The 20,823-nt window shown below is 65.3% G+C and carries 24 protein-coding genes; 10 read left to right on the plus strand and 14 right to left on the minus strand.

Going from position 1 to position 20,823, the window contains the following annotated elements:
• Positions 1-5 precede the first annotated feature (5 nt).
• A complete protein-coding gene (locus AC3WK8_RS07845; protein WP_085596600.1) occupies positions 6-347 on the minus strand; it encodes a hypothetical protein in 342 nt (113 codons plus the stop codon).
• Positions 344-745, minus strand: coding sequence for a GFA family protein (locus tag AC3WK8_RS07850; RefSeq protein ID WP_103323965.1), 402 nt, complete (start codon positions 743-745; stop codon positions 344-346). The genes AC3WK8_RS07845 and AC3WK8_RS07850 overlap by 4 nt, the downstream gene beginning before the upstream one ends.
• Before the next feature lie 275 nt (positions 746-1,020).
• On the opposite strand from AC3WK8_RS07850, the gene AC3WK8_RS07855 reads away from it, so the two are divergent.
• Positions 1,021-1,482, plus strand: a complete 462-nt coding sequence (locus AC3WK8_RS07855) for a methyltransferase family protein (protein WP_103323915.1) — start codon at positions 1,021-1,023, stop codon at positions 1,480-1,482.
• Between the two features lie 17 nt (positions 1,483-1,499).
• Here the strand turns inward: AC3WK8_RS07855 and AC3WK8_RS07860 are convergent, their stop codons facing one another.
• Entirely contained in the window at positions 1,500-1,934 is a 435-nt protein-coding gene (locus AC3WK8_RS07860) for a hypothetical protein (protein ID WP_103323914.1), read from the minus strand.
• Positions 1,935-2,107: 173 nt separating this feature from the next.
• On the opposite strand from AC3WK8_RS07860, the gene AC3WK8_RS07865 reads away from it, so the two are divergent.
• Positions 2,108-2,641: a DUF1993 domain-containing protein gene (locus AC3WK8_RS07865; protein ID WP_103323913.1), complete on the plus strand. Its 534-nt coding sequence runs from the start codon at positions 2,108-2,110 to the stop codon at positions 2,639-2,641.
• A 20-nt stretch (positions 2,642-2,661) separates the two neighbouring features.
• On the opposite strand, the gene yfcF is transcribed toward AC3WK8_RS07865, so the two are convergent.
• On the minus strand, positions 2,662-3,294 hold the full coding sequence (gene yfcF / locus AC3WK8_RS07870) for a glutathione transferase (protein ID WP_103323912.1): 633 nt from the start codon (positions 3,292-3,294) through the stop codon (positions 2,662-2,664).
• A gap of 293 nt (positions 3,295-3,587) precedes the next feature.
• Here yfcF and AC3WK8_RS07875 point away from each other — a divergent pair, with 293 nt between their 5' ends.
• The 3 genes from AC3WK8_RS07875 (at position 3,588) to AC3WK8_RS07885 (ending at position 7,599) form a co-directional block, all read left to right on the plus strand.
• Positions 3,588-3,917 carry a hypothetical protein gene (locus tag AC3WK8_RS07875; protein WP_085596592.1) on the plus strand — a complete coding sequence of 110 codons (330 nt, stop codon included), beginning with the start codon at positions 3,588-3,590 and terminating at the stop codon, positions 3,915-3,917.
• Positions 3,918-4,047: 130 nt separating this feature from the next.
• On the plus strand, positions 4,048-6,336 hold the full coding sequence (gene metE, locus AC3WK8_RS07880) for a 5-methyltetrahydropteroyltriglutamate--homocysteine S-methyltransferase (protein WP_085596591.1): 2,289 nt from the start codon (positions 4,048-4,050) through the stop codon (positions 6,334-6,336).
• Positions 6,337-6,876: 540 nt separating this feature from the next.
• On the plus strand, positions 6,877-7,599 hold the full coding sequence (locus AC3WK8_RS07885) for a CPBP family glutamic-type intramembrane protease (protein WP_103323910.1): 723 nt from the start codon (positions 6,877-6,879) through the stop codon (positions 7,597-7,599).
• A gap of 15 nt (positions 7,600-7,614) precedes the next feature.
• On the opposite strand, the gene AC3WK8_RS07890 is transcribed toward AC3WK8_RS07885, so the two are convergent.
• On the minus strand, positions 7,615-8,511 hold the full coding sequence (locus AC3WK8_RS07890; RefSeq protein ID WP_085596589.1) for a DMT family transporter: 897 nt from the start codon (positions 8,509-8,511) through the stop codon (positions 7,615-7,617).
• Between the two features lie 116 nt (positions 8,512-8,627).
• Here AC3WK8_RS07890 and AC3WK8_RS07895 point away from each other — a divergent pair, with 116 nt between their 5' ends.
• Positions 8,628-9,962 (plus strand): aminotransferase-like domain-containing protein, encoded by a 1,335-nt coding sequence (locus AC3WK8_RS07895; RefSeq protein ID WP_103323909.1) that lies wholly within the window; start codon positions 8,628-8,630, stop codon positions 9,960-9,962.
• Positions 9,963-10,006: 44 nt separating this feature from the next.
• Here the strand turns inward: AC3WK8_RS07895 and AC3WK8_RS07900 are convergent, their stop codons facing one another.
• From AC3WK8_RS07900 to AC3WK8_RS07920, 5 genes are all read right to left on the minus strand, one after another.
• A complete protein-coding gene (locus AC3WK8_RS07900; RefSeq protein ID WP_103323908.1) occupies positions 10,007-11,635 on the minus strand; it encodes a methyl-accepting chemotaxis protein in 1,629 nt (542 codons plus the stop codon).
• A 244-nt stretch (positions 11,636-11,879) separates the two neighbouring features.
• Positions 11,880-12,761, minus strand: coding sequence for an alpha/beta fold hydrolase (locus AC3WK8_RS07905; protein WP_103323907.1), 882 nt, complete (start codon positions 12,759-12,761; stop codon positions 11,880-11,882).
• A gap of 87 nt (positions 12,762-12,848) precedes the next feature.
• Positions 12,849-13,370 carry an alpha-ketoglutarate-dependent dioxygenase AlkB gene (locus AC3WK8_RS07910; RefSeq protein ID WP_103323906.1) on the minus strand — a complete coding sequence of 174 codons (522 nt, stop codon included), beginning with the start codon at positions 13,368-13,370 and terminating at the stop codon, positions 12,849-12,851.
• Between the two features lie 55 nt (positions 13,371-13,425).
• Positions 13,426-13,731 (minus strand): hypothetical protein, encoded by a 306-nt coding sequence (locus AC3WK8_RS07915; RefSeq protein ID WP_103323905.1) that lies wholly within the window; start codon positions 13,729-13,731, stop codon positions 13,426-13,428.
• Between the two features lie 70 nt (positions 13,732-13,801).
• Complete coding sequence (locus tag AC3WK8_RS07920) at positions 13,802-14,527, minus strand: murein L,D-transpeptidase catalytic domain family protein (protein ID WP_022643762.1); 726 nt, start codon at positions 14,525-14,527, stop codon at positions 13,802-13,804.
• 150 nt (positions 14,528-14,677) lie between these two features.
• Between AC3WK8_RS07920 and AC3WK8_RS07925 the strand changes: the two genes are divergently transcribed.
• The 3 genes from AC3WK8_RS07925 to AC3WK8_RS07935 all read left to right on the plus strand — a co-directional run bounded on the left by AC3WK8_RS07925 (position 14,678) and on the right by AC3WK8_RS07935 (position 16,892).
• Positions 14,678-16,258, plus strand: a complete 1,581-nt coding sequence (locus AC3WK8_RS07925; RefSeq protein ID WP_103323904.1) for a L,D-transpeptidase family protein — start codon at positions 14,678-14,680, stop codon at positions 16,256-16,258.
• Between the two features lie 78 nt (positions 16,259-16,336).
• Entirely contained in the window at positions 16,337-16,708 is a 372-nt protein-coding gene (locus AC3WK8_RS07930; protein ID WP_103323903.1) for a hypothetical protein, read from the plus strand.
• 1 nt (position 16,709) lies between these two features.
• Positions 16,710-16,892, plus strand: a complete 183-nt coding sequence (locus AC3WK8_RS07935; RefSeq protein WP_022643765.1) for a DUF1289 domain-containing protein — start codon at positions 16,710-16,712, stop codon at positions 16,890-16,892.
• Between the two features lie 28 nt (positions 16,893-16,920).
• Here AC3WK8_RS07935 and AC3WK8_RS07940 read toward each other — a convergent pair whose 3' ends face one another.
• Positions 16,921-17,562, minus strand: a complete 642-nt coding sequence (locus AC3WK8_RS07940) for a LysE family translocator (protein WP_103323902.1) — start codon at positions 17,560-17,562, stop codon at positions 16,921-16,923.
• Positions 17,563-17,647: 85 nt separating this feature from the next.
• Positions 17,648-18,196 carry a hypothetical protein gene (locus AC3WK8_RS07945; protein WP_103323901.1) on the minus strand — a complete coding sequence of 183 codons (549 nt, stop codon included), beginning with the start codon at positions 18,194-18,196 and terminating at the stop codon, positions 17,648-17,650.
• A 190-nt stretch (positions 18,197-18,386) separates the two neighbouring features.
• On the opposite strand from AC3WK8_RS07945, the gene AC3WK8_RS07950 reads away from it, so the two are divergent.
• Positions 18,387-19,061 (plus strand): ATPase, encoded by a 675-nt coding sequence (locus AC3WK8_RS07950; RefSeq protein WP_103323900.1) that lies wholly within the window; start codon positions 18,387-18,389, stop codon positions 19,059-19,061.
• Between the two features lie 67 nt (positions 19,062-19,128).
• On the opposite strand, the gene AC3WK8_RS07955 is transcribed toward AC3WK8_RS07950, so the two are convergent.
• Together AC3WK8_RS07955 and AC3WK8_RS07960 are read right to left on the minus strand one after the other, a co-directional pair.
• Entirely contained in the window at positions 19,129-19,980 is an 852-nt protein-coding gene (locus AC3WK8_RS07955; RefSeq protein WP_085596581.1) for a CAP domain-containing protein, read from the minus strand.
• 93 nt (positions 19,981-20,073) lie between these two features.
• Complete coding sequence (locus AC3WK8_RS07960; protein WP_103323899.1) at positions 20,074-20,769, minus strand: DUF1963 domain-containing protein; 696 nt, start codon at positions 20,767-20,769, stop codon at positions 20,074-20,076.
• Positions 20,770-20,823 lie beyond the last annotated feature (54 nt).

The following is a 20,823-nucleotide window of genomic DNA, read 5'->3' on the forward strand; positions in this document are numbered from 1 at the left end:
CGGCGTTAGGGCGTTGGCAGATGCTGGCGCTGCCAGCGCTTGGCCAGTGCCCCCAGGCGCTGGCCGACGGACTGCTCGAAGGCTTTCCCATGCACCAGTTCCAGCAGCCTTGTACAGAGCCCATGGTCGAGGGGAAACCCTTGTTCCAGCCACTGGGCCGCACACCGTGGCCAGTAGGGCGAGCCGGAGCCCAGCGCGGTGAGCAACAGTTCGCGCAGCGATAGCGGCTCGGGCAGCGGTGCCTCGATCTTCAGCTCGGCCACTGCGCCGGGCAGGTCGGCCATGACCCTGGCCCAGGGACGCTCCAGCAGCGGCAGCAGCCAGACATAGCTGAATTCCCGGGTCATGGCTGCTGGGGGAATTGATCGGTGATGGTGTGCCAGTCGGCTTTCGTGGCCACGCAGTGGTGCTTCTGCCGTGGCGCGGTGAAGGCGGTGTCCAGGGTGGCGATGGCGATCGACAGCCAATCGGCGAACTGGCCCCCGACGTTGTGCCAGAACAGCGAGGAGCCGCAGTGTCCACAGAACTGGCGCAGCACCCCAGGCGAGGACTCGTAGGCCTTGAGCGCAGCGCCTGGGTCGTCGATGGCGAGCTGGGCGCGCAGGGTGCTGGCATAAGTGGCGAAGGCGGCGCCATGGCCCTTGCGGCACTTGCGGCAATGGCAGTGGGTGACGGCCTTGAGTTCACCGTGGACCTGGTAGTTCACGGCGCCACACAGGCAGCTGCCTCGATGGGGGTTCTGCATGTTCACCTCTTGCTTGAAGGGGAAGGGCCTTGGGGCGGTATTGTCATCGCAGGCAAGGCCTTGCTGGAACTCGTTGCCTGGCAATCCCCGCGTCGTGGGGAGCGACATAGTGATCCAGGCACTCCATTGCCTCAATCCCCTCGGTCCATTCTGGTCTCGGTGTGCCGTGGGGGCGTTGCTCCAGCTTCAAGGCAGGTCCAGGCATTCTAACCGGGCTCACTGACGGATAACCTGTAGGCATCGGCCACAGGGCCATGGGAAGAGGGAGGCAAAACATGCAGGGACTGGAACATCGCATTCCGCCACCGGCGATCGCGCTGCTGTGCGCGCTGCTCATGGGGCTTGTGGCCTGGGGGACGCCGGGGTTGGAACTGGGCCACGGTCTACGCCTGGCATTGGCCGTGCCGCTGGTGTGCGCCGGCGTAGGGGTGGCGCTCGCTGGCGTGGTGTCGTTTCGCCGGGCCAGGACCACGGTCAATCCGCTCAAGCCGGGGAACGCCTCGGCGCTGGTCACCTCGGGCATCTACCGCTACACCCGCAACCCGATGTACGCGGGCTTCGCCCTGTGCCTGCTGGCGTGGGGCCTGTACCTGGCCAGCCCCCTGGCGCTATTGGGCGTACCGGGGTTCGTGTTGTACATGAACCGTTGGCAGGTCGGCCCCGAGGAGCGAGCGCTGGAGCGGTTGTTCGGTAGCGGTTTCACGGCCTACCAGCGGCAGGTGCGCCGCTGGCTGTGAACGGGGGCAGGGAGGGTTCAGGCGGCCTGGACCTGCAGTTGCAACTGGCCATCGGTTTCCCGGGCCAGGCCGCTGGCCAGGAACAACGGCACCAGGCGCTGGTGCAGTTGCGGCTCGACGAACTCCTTGACCGTGGCCAGTTCCAGTTCGCCAGGTACCAGCAGCTCGGCCTTGGTGTAGGACAGCCAGGCCTTCTTCAAGGCCTGCAGCACATCGCTACCGGCGGTGGAGGCAAAGCGACGGCTGGCCACCTGGCCGGAAAACTCGAAGCTGTGGCGGTATTCGTAGCCACTCTCGTCGCGCTGGCTGGCCACGCAGCGGCCGCAGGCACAGGGACCGTCGGCGAAGGCGGCGCGCAGGTAGGCGTTGAACTCGACGATGGGCTTGAGGGCCAGGCGCTTGTCGACTTCGAACAGGTCCCCGGTCATTGTTGCTTCACTGCTCAAGGTCATTTTCCTCATTGGCTGGCGGTGTATTTCTCAAGGGGCGCACCATAACAGCACGATCGGCGCACGGGTACCTTTGTCACCGGTCGGTACCGTCGAACCCGGCCTGGTCACCTGCTAGGCTGCAAGCCTTGTGATCATCGTGCGCCCAGGCGCACCCCGAGCCTGAGAGGAAGCCTATGTCGATCCATGCTGTGACCGTCACCTGTTTCGCCCAGATGCTGCATACCCTGGAGACCCTGCTGGCCAAGGGCGAGGAACATGCCCGGAAGCTGGGTTTCGACCCGCAGAACCTGCTGGATGCGCGCCTGGCCCCGGATATGTACGATCTGGCGGCGCAGGTGCGTTTTACCTGTACCCAGGCCCGGGAAGCGGTGGAGCGCCTGAGCGGCCAATCGGTCAGCACACTGCCGACGCCGGTCAACATGGCCGAGGCCAAGGCACTGATCCGCCAGACCGTGGCGTTTCTCGCCGATGCCGATGGTCGATTGATCGATGACAGCGGTGCGCGGGCCGTGGCTATCGAACTGCCCAACGCCATCGCCTTCGACATGACTGGCGAGGAGTACGCGCGTAACTGGGCCACGCCACAGTTCTATTTCCACCTGGTCACCGCCTACAACATCCTGCGCCACAACGGTGTGCCGCTGGGCAAGGCCGAGTACGCGCAACACATGCTCGCCTACCTGCGCCAGGCCCCGGTTGCCGGCTGAGCCGTGACCTTGGCCAGTGCCTACAGTGCCGGGCGCTGCAGCTGCACCCATTCCTGCACCGCCGGGCGCTGCCATTGGCGCTGGGCGTAGTCCACCAGGTTCGCCGGTACCGGGTCGCCGTTGAGCACCAGGCGGTTGAGCATCAGCGCCAGGTCGACATCGGCGATGGACCAGGTGTCGAACAGGTACTGGCGCCCATCCTCCAGCAGCGCTTGCGCCGCATCGATCAGCTTGGCCGCGGCCACCTGGGCCTGGGCCGACAACGGCTCGCCGCGCTGGCCGTAGAACACCACCAGGGTCGAGCGCTCCTGGCGGATCGGCAGCAGGTCGCTGCGCAGCCAGGCCTGTACCTGGCGGGCCTTGGCCCGTTGGCGCGGCGCCTTGGGGTAGACCGGGACCTGGGGGAACAGCTCTTCCAGGTATTCGGTGATGGCCGAGGATTCGGACAGCGCGAACCCTTCATGGATCAGGGTCGGCACCCTTTGGGTCTGGGACAGCCGGGCATAGTCCTGGCTGCGATTCTGCTCGGCGTCGAGGTCCAGCGGGAGCATTTCGAAATCGATGCCTTTCTCCCGTAGCGCCACGAATACGGACATGGCATAGGGGCTGGTGAACTGGGCATCGACGTACAGGCGCGGGCGGGAAGCGGTCACGGCATGATCTCCAATGGGGGAGCGGACACGCTAGGAGATCCCGGGCGAGAAATACAATGCACGATTTTCATGGGCCTATTCTTCGTGGGAATACTGGCCGGCCCCGGCCTGGAGGCCCCTGGGAAGAAAGTTTCAGGGGGCGAGGGGCTTTTATCCGTACTTGGTACGGGCGCATCCCGGGTGGCCAGCATGGGCAGGCACTTTGCCTTGATCGATGGGGCGCCGTGCTGGCCCCGTATATTCCTGAAGGCCGGCAAAATCACTTTATTTTCAGGTGGTTAGGTGACCTTTATATGCGCCAGGTGTTGATTGCCATGACTTCGTTGGCCCTGCTGGGCTCGGCTGCGACGGCCCAGGCCCGGGAGCTGGCGGCCAATGACCGGTATGTCTGCAGCTGGGGCGCAGGCACGGCTGCCAGGGCCCAGGAGCTGAAGTTGTCCGGGGTATCGCTGTATGCGGCGCGACAGAAGATCCAGGTCTACAAGTTCAGCAAGGGCTGGATGCGCATGATGGCCCTGGGCATCACCGAGCAGACCTACGACAGCCCGTCGCGGATCAGGCCCGAGGCGTTGCGTAAAAGCTTTTACGACGATTGCGTGCGCTACAAGCTGGCCCGGCGCTGAGCCCGAGAGTGGGATGCGGCGAAAGGATGATCATGAATAAAACTTGTGGTCATCAGGATTAAAATGAGTTTGTCTCACTCATGCCGCGCTAATGACAATGGCTGCCATTCCCACAATGGAGTTGTCTGTCATGGCTTTGGCTCATTCCCTCGGATTCCCGCGCATTGGCCGCGACCGCGAACTGAAAAAGGCCCAGGAAGCGTTCTGGAAGGGCGAACTCGATGAAGCCGGCTTGCGCGCCGTTGGTCGCGAGCTGCGCCAGGCGCACTGGGCACTGCAGAAGGACGCCGGTATCGAGTTGCTGCCAGTGGGCGACTTCGCCTGGTACGACCAGGTCCTGACCCACTCCCTGATGTTCGGCGTGATCCCCGAGCGTTTCCGTCCGCAGAACGGCCCGGCTACCCTGCAGACCCTGTTCGGCATGGCTCGCGGTGTCAGCGACAACTGCTGCGGCGGTGCCCATGCCCAGGAGATGACCAAGTGGTTCGACACCAACTACCACTACCTGGTCCCGGAATTCAGCGCCGAGCAGCAGTTCCAGCTGGGCTGGGAACAACTGTTCGAGGAGGTCGAGGAAGCCCGGACCCTGGGTCACCAGGTCAAGCCGGTGGTGCTTGGCCCGCTGACCTACCTGTGGCTGGGCAAGGCCAAGGGCGCCGACTTCGACAAGCTGGAGCTACTGGAGCGCTTGCTGCCGTTGTACGGGCAGATCTTCCAGCGCCTGGCGGCGCAAGGCGTGGAGTGGGTGCAGATCGATGAACCGATCCTGGTGCTGGACCTGCCCCAGGACTGGAAGAACGCCTTCGAGCGTGCCTACAACCTGATCCAGCGCGATCCGCTGAAGAAGCTGCTTGCCACCTATTTCGGCGGGCTGGAGGAGAACCTCGGCCTGGCCGCCAACCTGCCGGTGGACGGCCTGCACGTCGACCTGGTGCGCGGCCCTGACCAATTCCCGAGCATTCTCGACCGCCTGCCGGCCTACAAGGTGCTGTCGCTGGGGGTGGTCAACGGTCGCAACGTCTGGCGCTGTGATCTGGAAAAGGCCCTGGCGACCCTGCGCCATGCCCATGAGCGGGTCGGCGAGCGGCTGTGGGTGGCGCCTTCCTGCTCCCTGTTGCACAGCCCGGTGGACCTGGCCCGGGAAGACCAGCTCGATGCCGAGCTCAAGGGCTGGCTGGCCTTCGCCGTGCAGAAGTGCGAGGAAGTGGCGCTGCTGGCCCAGGCGGTGGACCATCCAGAGGCACCGCAAGTGCTCAAGGCCCTGGAGCAGAGCCGGGCGCTCCAGCTCGGCCGGGCCGCCTCGCCGCGCATCCACAAGCCCGCAGTGCAAGCGCGGGTGGCGGCGATCGGCGCCCGGGATAGCCAGCGCCAGTCGCCATTCGCCCAACGGATCGCCAAGCAGCGCGCCGGCCTGGATCTGCCGTTGTTCCCCACCACCACCATCGGTTCGTTCCCGCAGACGACCTCCATCCGCCTGGCGCGCCAGTCGTTCAAGCAGGGCAAGCTGAGCGCCGCCGAATACACCGAGGCGATGCAGAGCGAGATTCGCCATGCGGTACAGGTGCAGGAGCGCCTGGGCCTGGACGTACTGGTGCACGGCGAGGCCGAGCGCAACGACATGGTGGAGTACTTCGCCGAGCAACTGGACGGCTACCTGTTCACCCGTTTCGGCTGGGTGCAGAGCTACGGCTCGCGCTGCGTCAAGCCGGCGGTGATCTTCGGCGACCTGAGCCGCCCACGGGCCATGACCGTGGAGTGGATCCGCTACGCCCAGGGCCTGACCGACAAGGTGATGAAGGGCATGCTCACCGGGCCGGTGACCATGCTGATGTGGTCGTTCCCCCGGGAGGACGTGTCCCGCGAGGTCCAGGCGCGGCAGCTGGCCCTGGCCATTCGCGACGAAGTGCTGGACCTGGAAGCCGCTGGTATCCGCATCGTGCAGATCGACGAAGCGGCGTTCCGTGAAGGCCTGCCGCTGCGCCGGGCGCAATGGCAACACTACCTGGATTGGGCCACCGAGGTGTTCCGCCTGTGCGCCTCCGGGGTGCGCGACGAAACCCAGATCCACACCCACATGTGCTACAGCGAGTTCAACGATGTGATCGACTCCATCGCGGCCATGGACGCCGACGTGATCACCATCGAGACCTCGCGCTCGGACATGGAGCTGCTGGAGGCCTTCGAGACCTTCGCCTACCCCAACGAGATTGGCCCGGGGGTCTACGACATCCATTCGCCGCGGGTGCCGGACGCCTCGGAAATGGCCAACCTGCTGCGCAAGGCGGCCAAGCGTATTCCCGCCGAGCGCTTGTGGGTCAACCCGGACTGTGGCCTGAAAACCCGTGGCTGGGCAGAAACCGAAGCGGCCCTGGTCCACATGGTCGCCGCTGCCCGCCAGTTGCGCAGGGAACTAGCCTGACAGTCGTTTGCGTGGCCTTTTAGCCGGGACTCCCAATGGGGTTCCGGCTTTTTTGTGCCCACTGAACAGCAAGGCCGGGTAACGACGCTTGGCGTAACCGGGTATCTGATACGTATTTTTCTGGTTTATCTGCATCTGTTATCAGCACAGCCGAGCTTGGAAAATGGCGCACCCGCCCGGCCCCTGGCTGGAGAGCGGGCCCGCTGCACCCTAATATTCAGGAGGTCCGATGACCAAGATGGCGTTGTTCTTGTTTGGGTTTCTGGTCTTGACCATCACTATCGGTGCACTTGCCACTATCTCCCCGACCTGAAGCCGGGTCGCCCCAGGCTGCGGTGGCTCGCTTCAAGGCGTGCTGCCGTTGCAGCTTCTGATTGCTCCATTGCTTGCGTTGAAGATGGTTCATCCACCTTGGCAGTGGGCGTTGCGCCATAGCACCGAGTTGCGCCACCCTGGCGCACCCTCATTGCAATGGATTGCCGACATGAACCCCATCCTTTCCTGCTCCTGCCAGCTACGGTCGCTTGCCGGAGCCGGGCGATGAGCGCCGCCCTGGCGTTGCTCGGCAGTTACCTGCTGTACCTGTTTCCGGGCCTGGTGCTGTATGCGCTGTGGTTCGGCCTGACTCCCAGGCATCTGGTGGGGCTGCGCATCGCCATCCTGCTGCTGGGGTTCGTGCTGTTGCGGGATGTGATGACGCCGTTGCAGTTGTGGTCCCTGGGCGCTGGCACACAGATCGGCTTCATCGCCAACCCGATGGTGTTGGCGGGCCTGGGCCTGCTGTCGTTGGCAACGCTCGCCTGTCTGGCGAGCGTTGCTGCACAACTCTGGAAACTGGTGGTCTGGGAGCGTCGCGGGTGGCTGTCGGGCCTCGCCCTGGGGCTGCTCGGCGGTATGGCGCTGGGCTTGCCGTTGCGCCTCCATGCCGGGATCGACCTGGACCAGACTACCGGCTCCTGGTTGCTGGGCATGGCCCTGTTGGCCCTGGGCGGCAATGCCCTGGAGGAAGTGCTGTTCCGTGGCCTGTTGCAGGGATATCTGGAGCAAAGTTGTGCACCTTGGCGAGCAGCCTTGCTCAGCGCCCTGGCATTCGCTGCCTGCCATGCCTTCCTGGCGTTCAGCGTTACCAGCGCTGGTTGGCCGGTGTTGCTGTTCACCCTGCTGGAAGGCTTGATCTGCGCCGGCTTGCGCATGCGGCATGGGGTGCTGGCGGCGATCGCTGCCCACGCCACGGTGATCTGGTTGATCGCCGTGCCGATGTGAGCGGCGCCAGGTTGCCTATTTGGAGAACTTGCGCGCGCCGACGACGCAGAGGATCACTGCAATCGTCACCCCGAGCATGCCCAGGCTGACCTGTTCATGCAGCAGGCCGGCGGCCAGGCCGAGGCCGAAGAAGGGCTGCAGCAGCTGCAATTGGCCGACGGCGGCGATCCCGCCCTGGGCCAGCCCGCGATACCAGAACACAAAGCCGATCAGCATGCTGAACAGCGAGACATAGGCCAGGCTGGTCCAGGCCGGCAGGCTGATGCCGCTGAAGGTGGACGGCAGGGTGAACAGGGTCAGGGCGATCATCAGCGGCAGCGACAACACCAGCGCCCAGGAAATCACCTGCCAGCCGCCCAGGGTCCGCGACAGCTTGGCACCCTCTGCGTAGCCCAGGCCGCAGACCAGCACCGACAGCAGCATCAGCAAGTCGCCCTGGGGCGAAGCCGTCAGGCCCTGGGCGAAGGCATAACCCATCACCAGCAAGCTGCCCAGGATCGAGAACAGCCAGAACACCGGGCGTGGCCGCTCGCCGCCACGGATCACCCCGAACACCGCGGTGGCCAGCGGCAGCAGGCCGAGGAACACGATGGAGTGGGCCGAGGTCACGTACTGCAGGGCCAGGGCGGTCAGCAGCGGGAAGCCCAGGACCACGCCCAGGGCGACTACCGCCAAGGGCAGCAGTTGCGGCTTGCTCGGGCGCCGCTCCTTGAACAGCAACAGGATCGCCAGGGCCAGTATCCCGGCGATGGTGGCGCGGGCGACGGTGAGGAACAACGGATCGAACTCGGCGACCGCGACCCGGGTCGCCGGCAGCGAGCCGCTGAAGATCAGCACGCCGAGGAAGCCGTTGAGCCAACCGCTGGAGGTTTTCTCCAGCACGGGGGATTGCAGGTTCGATGTCCGTTCCATTGAGGGGTCTCGCTTGAAGTGGCAAATTCAGGCCGGCATTGCGCCAAGCCTTGCGTCGGATCCATCCTAGGATCGAGAATCAGCACAATCAAAAAATTGTCATGGATACAGCGCCTATGGCCCGTGCCCGCTACAAGCAATTGGTCGACGCCTTCGCCGGCGATATCCGCAGTGGCGTACTGGCTCCCGGCAGCCGCCTGCCGACCCACCGCGAGCTGGCGGCAAGGGAAGGCCTGGCCCTGGTCACCGCATCCAGGGTGTATGCCGAACTGGAGGCCATGGGGCTGGTCAGCGGTGAAACCGGGCGTGGCACCTTTGTCCGCGAGACTGCCTTGCCGCCAGGGCAGGGTGTGGACCAGCAGGCCACCGCAGCCGGCACCCTGGACCTGAACTTCAACTACCCATCCTTGCCTGGCCAGGCCGAACTGCTGCGCGGCGCCTTGCGCCAGTTGGCCTCCAGTGGCGACCTGGAGGCCTTGCTGCGCTACCAGCCCCATGCCGGGCGGCCCCATGAGCGAGCCCTGGTGGCGCGCTACTTGGCCAGCCATGGGCTGGCGGTGGAGGGCGAGCAAGTGCTGATGGTCAGCGGCGCCCAGCATGGATTGTCGATTGCCGCCATGGCATTGCTCAAGCCCGGCGATGTGGTGGCTACCGATGCCCTGACCTACCCGGGTTTCAAGGTGGTGGCGGACGCCCATGGCCTGGAATTGCTGGCCATTCCACTGACGCCGCAGGGGCCGGATCTTGCGGCCTTCGAGCGCCTGTGCCGGCAGCGGCGGGTGCGGGCGGTGTATGCCATGCCGACCTTGCACAATCCCATGGGCTGGGTCCTAGACCTGGCCTGGCGCCAGCGCCTGGTGGCGATCGCCCGGGAGCGGCGGCTGCTGATCATCGAGGATGGAGCCTATGGGTTTCTCGCCGAGGACCCGCCACCGCCCCTGGCCGCCCTGGCCCCGGACCTCACCCTGTATGTGTCGGGGTTCTCGAAGAATGTCGCGGCTGGTTTGCGGGTGGGTTACCTGGTGGCGCCTGCGGCCTGGACCCAGGCCCTGGAGCGGGCGATCCGCGCCACCACCTGGAGCAATCCCGGGGTGATGAGCGCCATGGCCTGTGCCTGGATCGAGGACGGCACCGTGGCCCGCCTGGAACAGGAGAAACGCGCCGATGCACGCCAGCGCCAGGCCCTGGCGCGGGAGTTGTTGACGGGGCTGGAGATCCTCGGCCACCCCGGCTCCTACTTCCTCTGGCTGGCATTGCCCGAGGAGGTGCGGGCCGACCAGGTGGCCATGGCGCTGCTGCGCGAGAAGGTCTCGGTGTCCACGGCCGAGCCTTTCGTTTGCGCCGGTCCGGTGCCCCACGCCATTCGCCTGGCCCTGGGCTCGGTGAGCCTGGCGGAGCTGCGCGAGGCGTTGCTCAAGGTGCGTAGGGTGATCGCCGGCTATGCGTTCTGAAGCGGCAGGCTACAGGCTTGCCGCTCGCGACTCGCGGCTGTCCCTCAGAGCTTGAACTGGTTCACCAGGCCGTTGAGGTCCACCGCCAGGCGCGACAGTTCCTGGCTGGCGGCGTTGCTCTGGTTGGCGCCGGCCGAGGTCTGGGTCGACAGGTCGCGAATGTTGACCAGGTTGCGATCCACCTCGCGGGCCACCTGGGCCTGTTCTTCGCTGGCGCTGGCGATCACCAGGTTGCGCTCGTTGATCGAGGTGATGGCCTGGGTGATCTGGTCCAGGGCCAGCCCCGAGGCTTGCGCCGCCTCCAGGGTCAGGTGCGCCCGTTCATTGCTGGTGCGCATGGCGCTGACCGCACCCTCGGTGCCTTCTTCGATGGTGTTGATCATGCTTTCGATTTCCTGGGTCGACTGCTGGGTACGATGGGCCAGCGCCCGCACCTCGTCGGCGACCACCGCGAAACCACGCCCGGCGTCCCCCGCCCGCGCCGCTTCGATGGCGGCATTGAGGGCCAGCAGGTTGGTTTGCTCGGCGATGGAGCGGATCACCTCCAGCACCTGGCCGATGTTGCGCACATCCACCGCCAGGTGTTCGACCCGCTCGCAGGTCTGGGTCACGTCCTGGGCCAGCTGGCCGATGGAGTCGACGGTGTGCTGCACCTGCTCGCGGCCATGGTGGGCGGTACGGTCGGTTTCCTTGGACGCCTCGGAGGTGCTCACGGCGTTACGCGCTACTTCCTCCACGGCGGCGGTCATCTCGTTGACCGCGGTAGCCGCCTGTTCCACTTCGTCGCTTTGCTGGTGCAGGGTCTGGCTGGAGTGATCGGTCACCGCATGCAGCTCCTCGGCGGCCGAGGCCAGCTGGTTCGAGGAGTCGGCGATGCGCTGCAGAGTGTTGCGCAGGCTGGCCTGCATGGTCTGCAGGGCTTGCAGCAGGCGCGCCGGTTCGTCCTTGCCGCTGATGGCGATGCTCTGGCCCAGGTCACCGCTGGCGATGGTCTCGGCCACGCCCAGGGCCTGGCCCAGGGGACGCACGATGCTGCGGGTGAGCAACAGGGCCAGGGCGATGGTCAGGGCCACGACCCCCAGCAGGATCATCACCACCATGGTGATGGCGCTCTGGAACACCTGGCTGCTTTTCTCGGCGGCGGCGACCCCGCCCCGGGTGTTGATGTCGATGATGCTCAACAGCTCCTTGAGCATGGCGTCGGCGTTGACCAGGAACGATCCGCCGTCGACGATGTTCACCGCTGCTTCCTTGTGGCCCTGGCGAACCTCTTCCAGCACCTGGTGCTGGTCCTTCGCATAAGCCGCCCTGGCGTTGAGGTAACGCTCGTAGGCGGCCCGTTCCTCGGGTTCGCTGATCAATTGTTCGTAGGTGGCCTGCTGGCGGTCCAGTTGCTGTTCGAGCTGCTCGACCCGGGCCAGCAGCGCCTGGACGGCGCTGGCCTCACGGACCACCAGCATGCGCAGGGTGATGGTGCGGATCTGGGTGCTGGTCAGGGCTACGGCATTGGCGGCGACGATGGAGGGTTGCCAGTTCTGGTCGACCTCAAGGGATTGCTGGTTCATGCGCTGCATTTCCAGCAACGAGAAGCCCCCCAGGCCCAGTGCGAGCAAGGCGATCAGGGCGAAGCTGAGCCCTGCGCGGCGGGATATGTTCATCGTTCTCAAGAGCATGACGGTGTTCCTTGTGGCAGCAAAAAGCGCAACCGGCGGGCAGCGCGCGGTTGCATCGGTGCGGCGCGCTATGGAGCAGGCTCCATGGCGCCGTCGGCGTTTTTGCACACAAGGCTGGCACCAGGCGCATCTGGCGGCGCCTTTGGCGAGCGTTATCCGGTGTAGGCGGGGGCACGTCCCCGAGCCGGAAAACCGCCTAATGATAGCACAATGACATGTCTTTCGGGCGGTTTGCTGAAGGGATTCAGCCGGTCTGTTCCAGGAAGAAGCCCGCGATCGCCTCGGCACTGGCGGCCGGGTGTTCCTGCATGAAGCAGTGGTGGCCGTCGAGCACCTGGGTGTGCAGGTGCCGGTTGATGGTGGCCCAGCGCTCGATCGAGCGGGCGACATAGGGGTAGCTGTCGCGCCCGCGGATTGCCAGGGTCGGGGTGCGGATCTGGCCCAGGGCCTGCCACAAGCGTCGGGGAACGGAGCTGAAGATATCCACTTCACGCTCGGGGGCGCACTTGAGCGCCACGCCCTGGCCGTCATCCTTCAGGCCGTGCTCGATATAGGCGGCCAGGGCCTCGGTGCTCCAGCCCTTGAACACCCCGCGGTTGGCCAAGGCAGCCCGGGCCGCGGCGCGGTCGGGCCAGTGGCGTCGACGGACGGCGGCCTTGCGCGCCAGGCTGTGGCGGCGGTTCAGGCCCAGCACCGACAGCACCCGCAGCGAGCTGATCATCGAGGGGGTGAACAGCACCGGATCGAGCAGCACGGCCTTGGCGAACAGTTGCGGGCGCTCGGCCAGCACCAGGCAGGTCAGTACCGCGCCGAAGCTGTGGCCCAGGGCATAGCGCGGCACTGCGCCGTAGTCCCCCAGTCCGGCCTCGAAGGCTTCGGCGGCCAGTTGCGCGGTGCGGTTCCAGCCCAGGAAAGGGCCACCATGGTCACTGTCGCCGTGGCCCTGGACGTCGCTGAGCCACAGGTCGAAAGACTCGGCCAGCAGCGCCAGCATCGGTTGGTAGGCCATGGCGCAGAAGCCATTGCCATGGAGAAAGTGCAGCAACGGCTTGCCCGAGGGCACGGAACGCAGGCCGCGCAGGGTGAAGCCTTCGCGGCACGGGTGGGACCAGGGAATCAACTGCATGGAGCCTCGACAGGGGCGGTGGGCACAGTCGGGCATTGTCGACGGGCTGCAATTGGAGTCAAGGGTCGATCCGGACCGCCTCCAGCACTAGCGCTCCTGGAGCTGGCGGAACGACAGGCTGATGCGCTCGCCGGCGCCCGGCGCCTTGGGAATCGCATGCAGCCACTGGGTCTGCAAGGCGTCGGACATATGCAGCAGCGAACCGGCGCCCAGGTTGTACTCGTGGATCTGGCCACTTTGCTTGTGCTTGAACAGCATGCTGCGCGCATGCCCCAGGGAAATCACCACCACGCCGGTGCCTGGCACCAGTTGTTCGTTGGCATCGGAATGAAAGCCCATGGAGGATTGGCCGTCGGGGTAGAAGTTGAGCAGGCAATTATTGGGACGAAACCCCAGCAATTGTTCGATGGCCGGGCACAGCCGCTCCAGTATCTCGGGCATGGGTACCGCCGGGTAGCTGATCTGCGAATAGTCGTAGGGTAGGCCGAAGCTGGCAGTCTTGCGTGCGCGCATGCGCTCGTCCCAGGACACCGAGGCCTTGAGCTGCTCGAACAGCGCGAGGGGATCGGGAATGAAACTGACGACGAAGTCGATATCGGGTGGGGTCATGCTGGGCCTGCCTTGGCTGGAGAAAGAAAATGACGGGAGTGGGTCGCTGCGAGCTTCAGTGCCCTGCCTGGAGCTCCAGGATGCCGCCGCAACGGGCCTGGAGAAACTCCCCGGCCTGTCGTCCCAGCTCGATCCGGGAGGCGCTGATGGCCAGGACCAGGGGCGTCGCGGATAGCGGGTCGATGTCCAGGCGCTGCGTGCTGTCGGCCCGCAGGATCAGGGTCAGTTCCGTCCACTGGTCATCGGCCGCGCTGCGGCTGTTGCCATCGGAATCGACATTGCACCCGGTGCCCCACAGGTGTTCGGCGAGCAGGTAGAAGGCCGGGCGAGGGCCGGGGCCGTGGAGCAGGAATCTAGGCATGGGGGCGAGCGACAGAGGACGGACCGCGACGGTAGCTCGCCCTCGTTGCTTCGTGCAAGTGCCGGCGGGTTCAGCCGCCGTTGGCGCCGAGGATGCTCGCCACCTGGCGCGGCTGGCAGTTGAGGTAGGCCGAGGATTTGAGCCAGCGCTGGTCGGGATACCAGGAGAACATGAACTGGCCGTCCTTGAGCTTGTCTATGACCTGGCGCGCCACCTGCGGACGCACGGCCGGGCAGCCCTGGCTGCGGCCGATGCGGCCCTGGCGCTGGCTCCACAAGGGATTCACGTAGTCGGCGGCATGGATCACGATGTCGCGGTCACGGGCTCGGTCGTTGAAGCCCGGTTCCAGGCCATCCATGCGCAGCGAGTAGCCATGGCTGCCTTCGTAGCTTTCCTGGGTGCGGAACAGGCCGAGGCTGGACTGGTAGCTGCCCAGGCGGTTGGAGAATTGCGTGGCGAAGTTTTCCCCGGATTTTTGCCCGTGGGCCACCAGGTCGCGCAGCACCAGCTTCTTGCTGCGCAGGTCGAAGATCCACAGGCGCCGGGCGGTGGAGGGCTGGGAGTAGTCGATCACCGCCAGGTGCCGGGCTTGCCGGGCGCCGCTGCTGACCGCGCACTGCATGGCGCTCAGGGCGCTTTTAAGGGCCTGGGGGTTGAGGTCCGGGGCGGCGTGGGCGAGGCTGGCGTACAGCGTCGGGCTGGTGGTGGGGCGAGGTTTGCTGGAAGCGAAGGAAGGACTGCAAATGGCGCCCAGGGCAAGGGCCGCCAGGCAGAATCGGCACAAGAAGGTCAACATGTCTAAAACATCCCCATGGTCACTTTGGCTCCTGACGTCCTGTCTCCCCGGCAGTCTGGTCTATATGTTTAATTCCCAGGCCTGATTGTTCTCTGCATCTGCCGTAACGCTTGGCCCTCAGCCTGAGGGCAATGGATTGGAGTAAAGCAGTTGTTCAAAAAACACGCATGTTACTTGAGCTTGTGGCTGCTCGCTGCGCCATTGGTCGCGCTGGCCGAGGACTTGCCCCAGGTGCCGGCGAGCCCCCTGCCGGGGGCGCTGGCCCAGCCTGTGCTGGCCTGCCCGGCACTGGCCCCGCGCCTGGACCTGCCGACGCAACAACTGTTGCAGGCGTTCTATCGCGAGCAAGGCGAGCAACCGGTGTGGTCGACCGGGGCCCGCCTGGAACAACTGCAGGCGCAACTGGCGGGCTTGGTCGATGACGGCCTGGACCCTGGGCACTATCGCCTGCCGCCGGCGAGCGCGGCGGGCGCGGGGGGCGATGGCCTGTGCCGCGACATCGATATCAGCCACCAGTACCTGCAAGCCCTGCAGGACCTGCATTACGGGCGCCTGTCGCAGACCCGCTTCGAACCATTGTGGCGGGCCCGGCCGTTGCCGGACGATCGCCAGGGCGTGTTGCTGGCCATTGCCGGACCGGGGCTGGATGACCTCGGTGCGGTATTCGAGCGGGCACGGCCCAACCTCGAGCAGTACCGCAACCTGCGCCGGGCCTATGCCCATGAGCGGCAACAGCCCTTGCCCCATTGGCAGGACGTGGCCGGCGGCCCGCTGTTGCGCCCGCACATGGAGGACAAGCGCGTTCCGGACCTGGCCCTGCGCCTGTACCACGGCGGTTTCCTGGCCAGCCCCAAGGTCAATGCCGATAACATCTACAGCGACGATCTGGTGAGCGCGGTGAAGAGTTTCCAGCTCAGCCACTCGTTGCAGTCCGACGGCGTGGTGGGGGCTGGCACCCTGAAGGAGATGAATGTCAGCCCGGCCCTGCGTCGCGAGCAGTTGCGCATCAACCTCGAACGCCTGCGTTGGCTGGCCCGGGACTTCGAGCCGAACATCGTGTTGGTCAACGTCGCTGCGGCGCAGTTGAGTTTCTACCAGCACGATGCGCTGGTCTGGCAGACCCGCACCCAGGTCGGTCGCGCCGAGCGCCAGACTCCGTTGCTCAAGTCCCAGGTCACGCGCCTGACCCTGAACCCGACCTGGACCGTGCCGCCGACCATTCTCAAGGAAGACAAGCTGCCGCAGATCCGCCGTGACCAGGGTTTCCTCAATCGCCAGAACCTGCAGGTACTGGACGCCAACGGCCAACCCCTGGCCGCCGAGGACATCGACTGGGATCGTCCGGGCAACATCCTCCTGCGCCAGGGCGCCGGGCCGCGTAATCCCCTGGGGCGCATCGCCATCCGTTTTCCCAACCCGTTCTCGGTATACCTGCACGACACGCCGAGCCAGGCGTTGTTCAGCAAGGGGCCGCGGGCCTTCAGCTCGGGCTGCGTGCGGGTGGAGCAGGCGTTGCAGCTGCGCGACTGGCTGCTCAGCCCGGCGGAGCGCTTGCGCACCAACGATTTGCTGGCCACCGGCTTGACCCACGAGTTCCGCCTGGCCAAGCCGGTACCGATCCTGCTCACCTACTGGACGGTGCAGGCCGACAGCCATGGGCAGTTGCTGTACGCACCGGACATCTACGGCCATGATCCGCAGCTATCCACCGCCTTGGGCAGCAAGATCTGACTTGCGCAAACCGCGTCCTGGCCTGGTGACTTGCGGTATTGTGTGCGGCCTTTTTCGCCACGGATCCAAGACTGCGCCATGCCACTGACCAAACGCCAGCAAGCCGCCATGGAGCGCTTGCTGGCCACTACCCTCACCGAAGCCTGCGAAGCGGCCAAGATCCGCCTCGAAGGTTTTTCCTGGTTGACCCACGAAGTGGACTACGCGGTGTTTCCCGCCAGCCTGCTGGTGGTTTGGGTGTTCGCTGCCCAGGCCGACAAGGAGCGAGCCCTGGCGGCAGGGGAGGGGCCGTGGATGATCGAGCTCACGGCCCAGGCGCTGGCGGATGCCGGCGTCACCCTGGAGCCGGTGGCAGGCCATGTGTTCTTCGACAGCGAAGAACAGTGCCAGCGGATCAGTGGTGGTGATTGGACCCGGCGCCTGGCGCGCCTGCGACCGGGGCGGGGCTGAGATGGCCAAGGAAATCGACAACCCCTGTATTGCCCTGTGCCAGCTCAGCGGCGACTTGTGCGTGAGCTGCGGGCGCACCAAGGACGATATCCGCAAGTGGAAACGCATGAAGCGCCCAGAGAAGATGGCCGCCGTGCAACGGGCCAGCGCCCGCCTCAAGGCCCTGCGCAAAAAGCAGGGTTGAAGGGGCTGGCCTGTCGTCCGCGCGCTGGCTACACCCCTTGCCGGCGCATGGCCAGGATGGTGCTGCCGAAGAAGATGAACGTGGAGCCCACGACCCGGTTGACCCATTTGGACAGCGCCGGGCGGGTCAGCACGCCTTTGGCCCGGGAGGCCAGCAGGGCGTAGATGCTCAGCGAGGTCAGCGACAGCGCCATGAAGATCAGGGTCAGGATGAAGAATTGCGGCAGCAGGGCGGCATGCTGGTCGATGAATTGCGGGAACAGCGCGGTGAAGAAAATGGTCGCCTTGGGGTTGGTGGCGGCGGTCAGGAACGCCGACTTGAACAGTTTGAACCGCGGCGGGGCGCTGACGCCCTGGTCATCCGGGCTGCTGGCGCTGAGCAACGGGCTCTTGCTCAACAACTGCTTGGCACCCAGGTAGAACAGGTAACCGGCGCCGAGGATCTTCACGGCGTTGAATACCCATTCGGAACTGGCGATCAGCGCCCCCAGGCCCAGCATGGCCGCCGCGGACATGCAGAACAGGCCACTGATATTGCCCAGGGATGACCACAGGGTGGACTTGGCGCCGTAGGTCACGCTGTTGTGCAGCGCTACCAGGGTGGCCGGGCCGGGACTGGCGATGGCAATGGCGGCGACCAGGGTGTAGGTGAGGATCGAGTGGGCATCCATGGCTTGGACTCGTCGGGGAAAGAAGGCTGGATTCTACAGGAAAAACCGCCGGCAACTCCTCTGCGACACGCGTCGCAAGGGCCGGCTAGAGCGGTCGGTGGTAGACCACCAGGTCACAGGACGAGGCGATCACCAGACTCCGGCCGCTGTAGGAAAAGCCAAAGGCCCGGCACTCATGCTCGATGGCCAGCTTGTGGAAGGTCGCCGGGCGGTTGTGCTGGGCGCCGTAGAGCCAGGAGCCCGGCTCGACCAGCAACAAGTGTTGTTCGGGCCACGCCAGGGGCACATTGTGCACCGCCCAGCCATCGTCGCTGCCCAGGGGCAGGCTGCCGCCATTGATTCCGGACATGGCGATGCGCCGACCCGCCAGGGGGCCGATGCCCTCGGCCTCGAGGTAGCGATCGCTTTCGACCTCCTCGGTATAGTCCCGGGCGATCTTCTCGCCAGTTTCGCAGTCGATGACACTGCGCCCGGCACTGGAAGTCACCAGCAGCAGTTCCCGATCACGATCGAAGCCGACTTCCAGCAGGCTGCCGGCGGCGCGCCGGGTGACCAGTACCCAGGGCGCCGGGGCCGGGCTGATCGGCTGCTGTCTGATGGTGTCGCGCAGGGTTTGCAGGGGGGATGGGTCCATGAAGGCTCCGCTTGCTGGCTTGTGCGCTGCTCAAGATGAACGGCAGCGGGCGATTCTAGCCAACGGGCGGTTTTGCCGCTCTACATCATTGCCGTGATCGATAGTTATCATCAAAAAGTGGAGGTTCCGTTTTTCCTGCAAAGGAGGAAGATAGCGCTTACACCGTTTTTGCTGCAGAAGGAAATACCCGATGAGAATCTCGACTTTGTTGGCCCTTGTCGTCGTCTTGCTCTCGGGAACCGGTACTCCAGCGATGGCTCTGGCTGGCGATGACATGGCCTGCCATTTCCTGCCCATGGCCGACAGCGGCGCCAACCTGCAGCGGGCCCGGTCGGTCGGCGTGTTGTACAGCGAAAACACCCTCAATACCCTCGAATACCTCGAGCACTACCATTCGGTGGCGCTCAACGGCGCGAAGAACGCCGGTTTCGATCCTCGTATCAGCCAGGCCTTCGTCGACAGCTCCGATCCGAAATTGGCGATCAACTGGCTGATGGCGTCGCTGAACAAGCATTTCGCTGCGGTGACCGTCTATGACAACCTCGATGCCGTGGTCCAGGCCCATCCCGACGTGGTGGTGATGCTCGACACCTACAACCAGCTGGTGACCAAGCGCAACAATCGAGTGGAGGCGCGCTTCATCGCCAAGTTCTACGACTCCAACCTGCAGTACATCGGCCAGGCCGAAGGGGTTCGGGCCAAGGACTTGCCTTCAGTCTGGGTACGGGGCAAGGCGGCCCCGGAAATCGCTGCCCAGATCAACCAGCAGACCGATTTGCAACTCGATGCCCTGAAACAATTCGACGTCTCGCTCAAGGCCCTGGTGACCCAGGAGGATGCCGGGCAGATGGCGGTCAATCAGTGACGTTATCCTGGCTGCAATGCAAACGCCCCGACTTGTCGGGGCGTTTTCGTTCAGGGGGCATGCACGCTCAAGGCGCGCCGAACATCGCGGTCCAGTAGATGCCGGCATCGCTTTTCGGGTCCACCGCGTAGGCCGCGCCCAGTTCCTGGTAGCCGGGGTTCATCAGGTTGGCGCAGTGCCCGGGGCTGGCCAGCCAGCCGTCCAGCACCTTGCGCACGCTGTCCTGGCCGGCGGCGATGTTCTCGCCCACTTGCTGGCCGGCATAACCTGCCAGCTCCGCACGGTCGCCGGGGGTGCGGCCATCGTGGTCCTTGTGGTCGAAATAGTTCTGGTTGGCCATGGCCCGGCTGTGTTCCTGGGCGGTGCTGCCCAGGGTGGCGTTCCAGGCCAGGGGCGCGGTGGCGGCAAAACCCTGGCCACCGCATTGCCGTGCCTGGCTGCGGGCGTTGTTGATCTGCGCCAGCAATTGCTGGCCCTCGGCCTGCCAGTCGCCCAGGCGCGCCGAGAGCAATGGGCGGGCGAGGACGATGCGCCACTGGGCGGCCTGGCGATTGACCGCGATATCGACGAACTGCGGGTCCAGCACCACCTGGCAGAAACTCTCGCGGATCGCCTGCATCGCCGCCTGGGCATCGCGCGGGCCGGAGAGGCTGATGGCCTGGACGTTGACCATGGGGTACGCCGCCCGTGCCAGGGCTTGCTGCAGGTCGCCGACGTTGTCCACCGGCAGGATCAGGCGCGGGTCGCTGGCCAGCGGCGGTAGTTCGGACGAGGCCTGGTTGGCGCAGCGTTGCGGCTGGCTGCGGTAGGCGTTGATCGACTCGATCAGCTGCGCCTGGTCATCGGCCATGGCTCCGGCCGGGTCCAGCAGGGCCAGGGACAGGGTGGCGACGGGCAACAGCAATGAGCGCATGGACATGAAGGTCTCCCTGGAATCGGACGCGCCCATGATGCACTCGCCGCCAGGGCTTTTCACCCGTTGGCGGATGAAATCGGCGTCAGCCGGAGTGCCTCAGTAGAAGTCGTAGTACAGCGCCCATTCGCCGCTGTCCCGATGCTTCCAGAACATCAGGCTGCCACTGTCCACCACGTTGAGATTGATCTTGGCGTCGGAGGAGATCTGCATCACGAACTCGAAGCCTTCGCCCGGGTCGATCCCCGACTGGCAGAACGATGGGTAGCCCCCCAGCTTGTGTTCGTAGCAGTGGGTGGTCAGGTCGTAGTAGCACTCGATGCGGCCGGAACGTTCCAGTTCGAGGATTTCCAGCTCCAGGTCCCGGGGCACGCCGCCACCGTCCCACAGCGGGTAGTCGGCGGGCACCACCTCGGCCTTGAGCGGGAAGGGCTTGAGAAAGGCCTTCTTGGCCGTCAGCTCCTTGCGCACCAATACGTCCTCGTCACGGTATTCGCGTACCAGCCAACGCTCGCCCATGGGTTCGAGCTCATCAGGAAAGGGGTTGGCGATGAACACCGTGAGTACCTTGACTCCTTGCAAATGCGGGCTGCGAAAGGGCAGGGAGGGCAGGTGGAACTGGGCGAAGGGCAGCAGGATTTCCCCCGCGCTGTTGCGTGGCAGCTCTTCGTCTTCGCGAAACAGGAAGACTCGGCCCAGCCAACTCTCTTCATCGCTATGGCTGGGGCGAAAACCGCCGGCGGTGAACTTCAGCGCCGGTTTGGCCAGTCGGTCCTGGATGCTCTGGATGTCCATGGTCAAGTACAGCGTCCTTTATGGGGGGAACGGGAGCGCGATCATACAAAAGCC

Source organism: Pseudomonas sp. FW507-12TSA, assembly GCF_058781435.1.

Bases quoted from the DNA above. Each gene is read 5' to 3' on its own strand.
- AC3WK8_RS07845 (WP_085596600.1), bottom strand. From the start codon at position 347: ATGACCCGGGAATTCAGCTATGTCTGGCTGCTGCCGCTGCTGGAGCGT.
- AC3WK8_RS07850 (WP_103323965.1), bottom strand. From the start codon at position 745: ATGCAGAACCCCCATCGAGGCAGCTGCCTGTGTGGCGCCGTGAACTAC.
- AC3WK8_RS07855 (WP_103323915.1), top strand. From the start codon at position 1,021: ATGCAGGGACTGGAACATCGCATTCCGCCACCGGCGATCGCGCTGCTG.
- AC3WK8_RS07860 (WP_103323914.1), bottom strand. From the start codon at position 1,934: ATGACCTTGAGCAGTGAAGCAACAATGACCGGGGACCTGTTCGAAGTC.
- AC3WK8_RS07865 (WP_103323913.1), top strand. From the start codon at position 2,108: ATGTCGATCCATGCTGTGACCGTCACCTGTTTCGCCCAGATGCTGCAT.
- AC3WK8_RS07875 (WP_085596592.1), top strand. From the start codon at position 3,588: ATGCGCCAGGTGTTGATTGCCATGACTTCGTTGGCCCTGCTGGGCTCG.
- metE (WP_085596591.1), top strand. From the start codon at position 4,048: ATGGCTTTGGCTCATTCCCTCGGATTCCCGCGCATTGGCCGCGACCGC.
- AC3WK8_RS07885 (WP_103323910.1), top strand. From the start codon at position 6,877: ATGAGCGCCGCCCTGGCGTTGCTCGGCAGTTACCTGCTGTACCTGTTT.
- AC3WK8_RS07890 (WP_085596589.1), bottom strand. From the start codon at position 8,511: ATGGAACGGACATCGAACCTGCAATCCCCCGTGCTGGAGAAAACCTCC.
- AC3WK8_RS07895 (WP_103323909.1), top strand. From the start codon at position 8,628: ATGGCCCGTGCCCGCTACAAGCAATTGGTCGACGCCTTCGCCGGCGAT.
- AC3WK8_RS07900 (WP_103323908.1), bottom strand. From the start codon at position 11,635: ATGCTCTTGAGAACGATGAACATATCCCGCCGCGCAGGGCTCAGCTTC.
- AC3WK8_RS07905 (WP_103323907.1), bottom strand. From the start codon at position 12,761: ATGCAGTTGATTCCCTGGTCCCACCCGTGCCGCGAAGGCTTCACCCTG.
- AC3WK8_RS07910 (WP_103323906.1), bottom strand. From the start codon at position 13,370: ATGACCCCACCCGATATCGACTTCGTCGTCAGTTTCATTCCCGATCCC.
- AC3WK8_RS07915 (WP_103323905.1), bottom strand. From the start codon at position 13,731: ATGCCTAGATTCCTGCTCCACGGCCCCGGCCCTCGCCCGGCCTTCTAC.
- AC3WK8_RS07920 (WP_022643762.1), bottom strand. From the start codon at position 14,527: ATGTTGACCTTCTTGTGCCGATTCTGCCTGGCGGCCCTTGCCCTGGGC.
- AC3WK8_RS07930 (WP_103323903.1), top strand. From the start codon at position 16,337: ATGCCACTGACCAAACGCCAGCAAGCCGCCATGGAGCGCTTGCTGGCC.
- AC3WK8_RS07935 (WP_022643765.1), top strand. From the start codon at position 16,710: ATGGCCAAGGAAATCGACAACCCCTGTATTGCCCTGTGCCAGCTCAGC.
- AC3WK8_RS07940 (WP_103323902.1), bottom strand. From the start codon at position 17,562: ATGGATGCCCACTCGATCCTCACCTACACCCTGGTCGCCGCCATTGCC.
- AC3WK8_RS07945 (WP_103323901.1), bottom strand. From the start codon at position 18,196: ATGGACCCATCCCCCCTGCAAACCCTGCGCGACACCATCAGACAGCAG.
- AC3WK8_RS07950 (WP_103323900.1), top strand. From the start codon at position 18,387: ATGAGAATCTCGACTTTGTTGGCCCTTGTCGTCGTCTTGCTCTCGGGA.
- AC3WK8_RS07955 (WP_085596581.1), bottom strand. From the start codon at position 19,980: ATGTCCATGCGCTCATTGCTGTTGCCCGTCGCCACCCTGTCCCTGGCC.
- AC3WK8_RS07960 (WP_103323899.1), bottom strand. From the start codon at position 20,769: ATGGACATCCAGAGCATCCAGGACCGACTGGCCAAACCGGCGCTGAAG.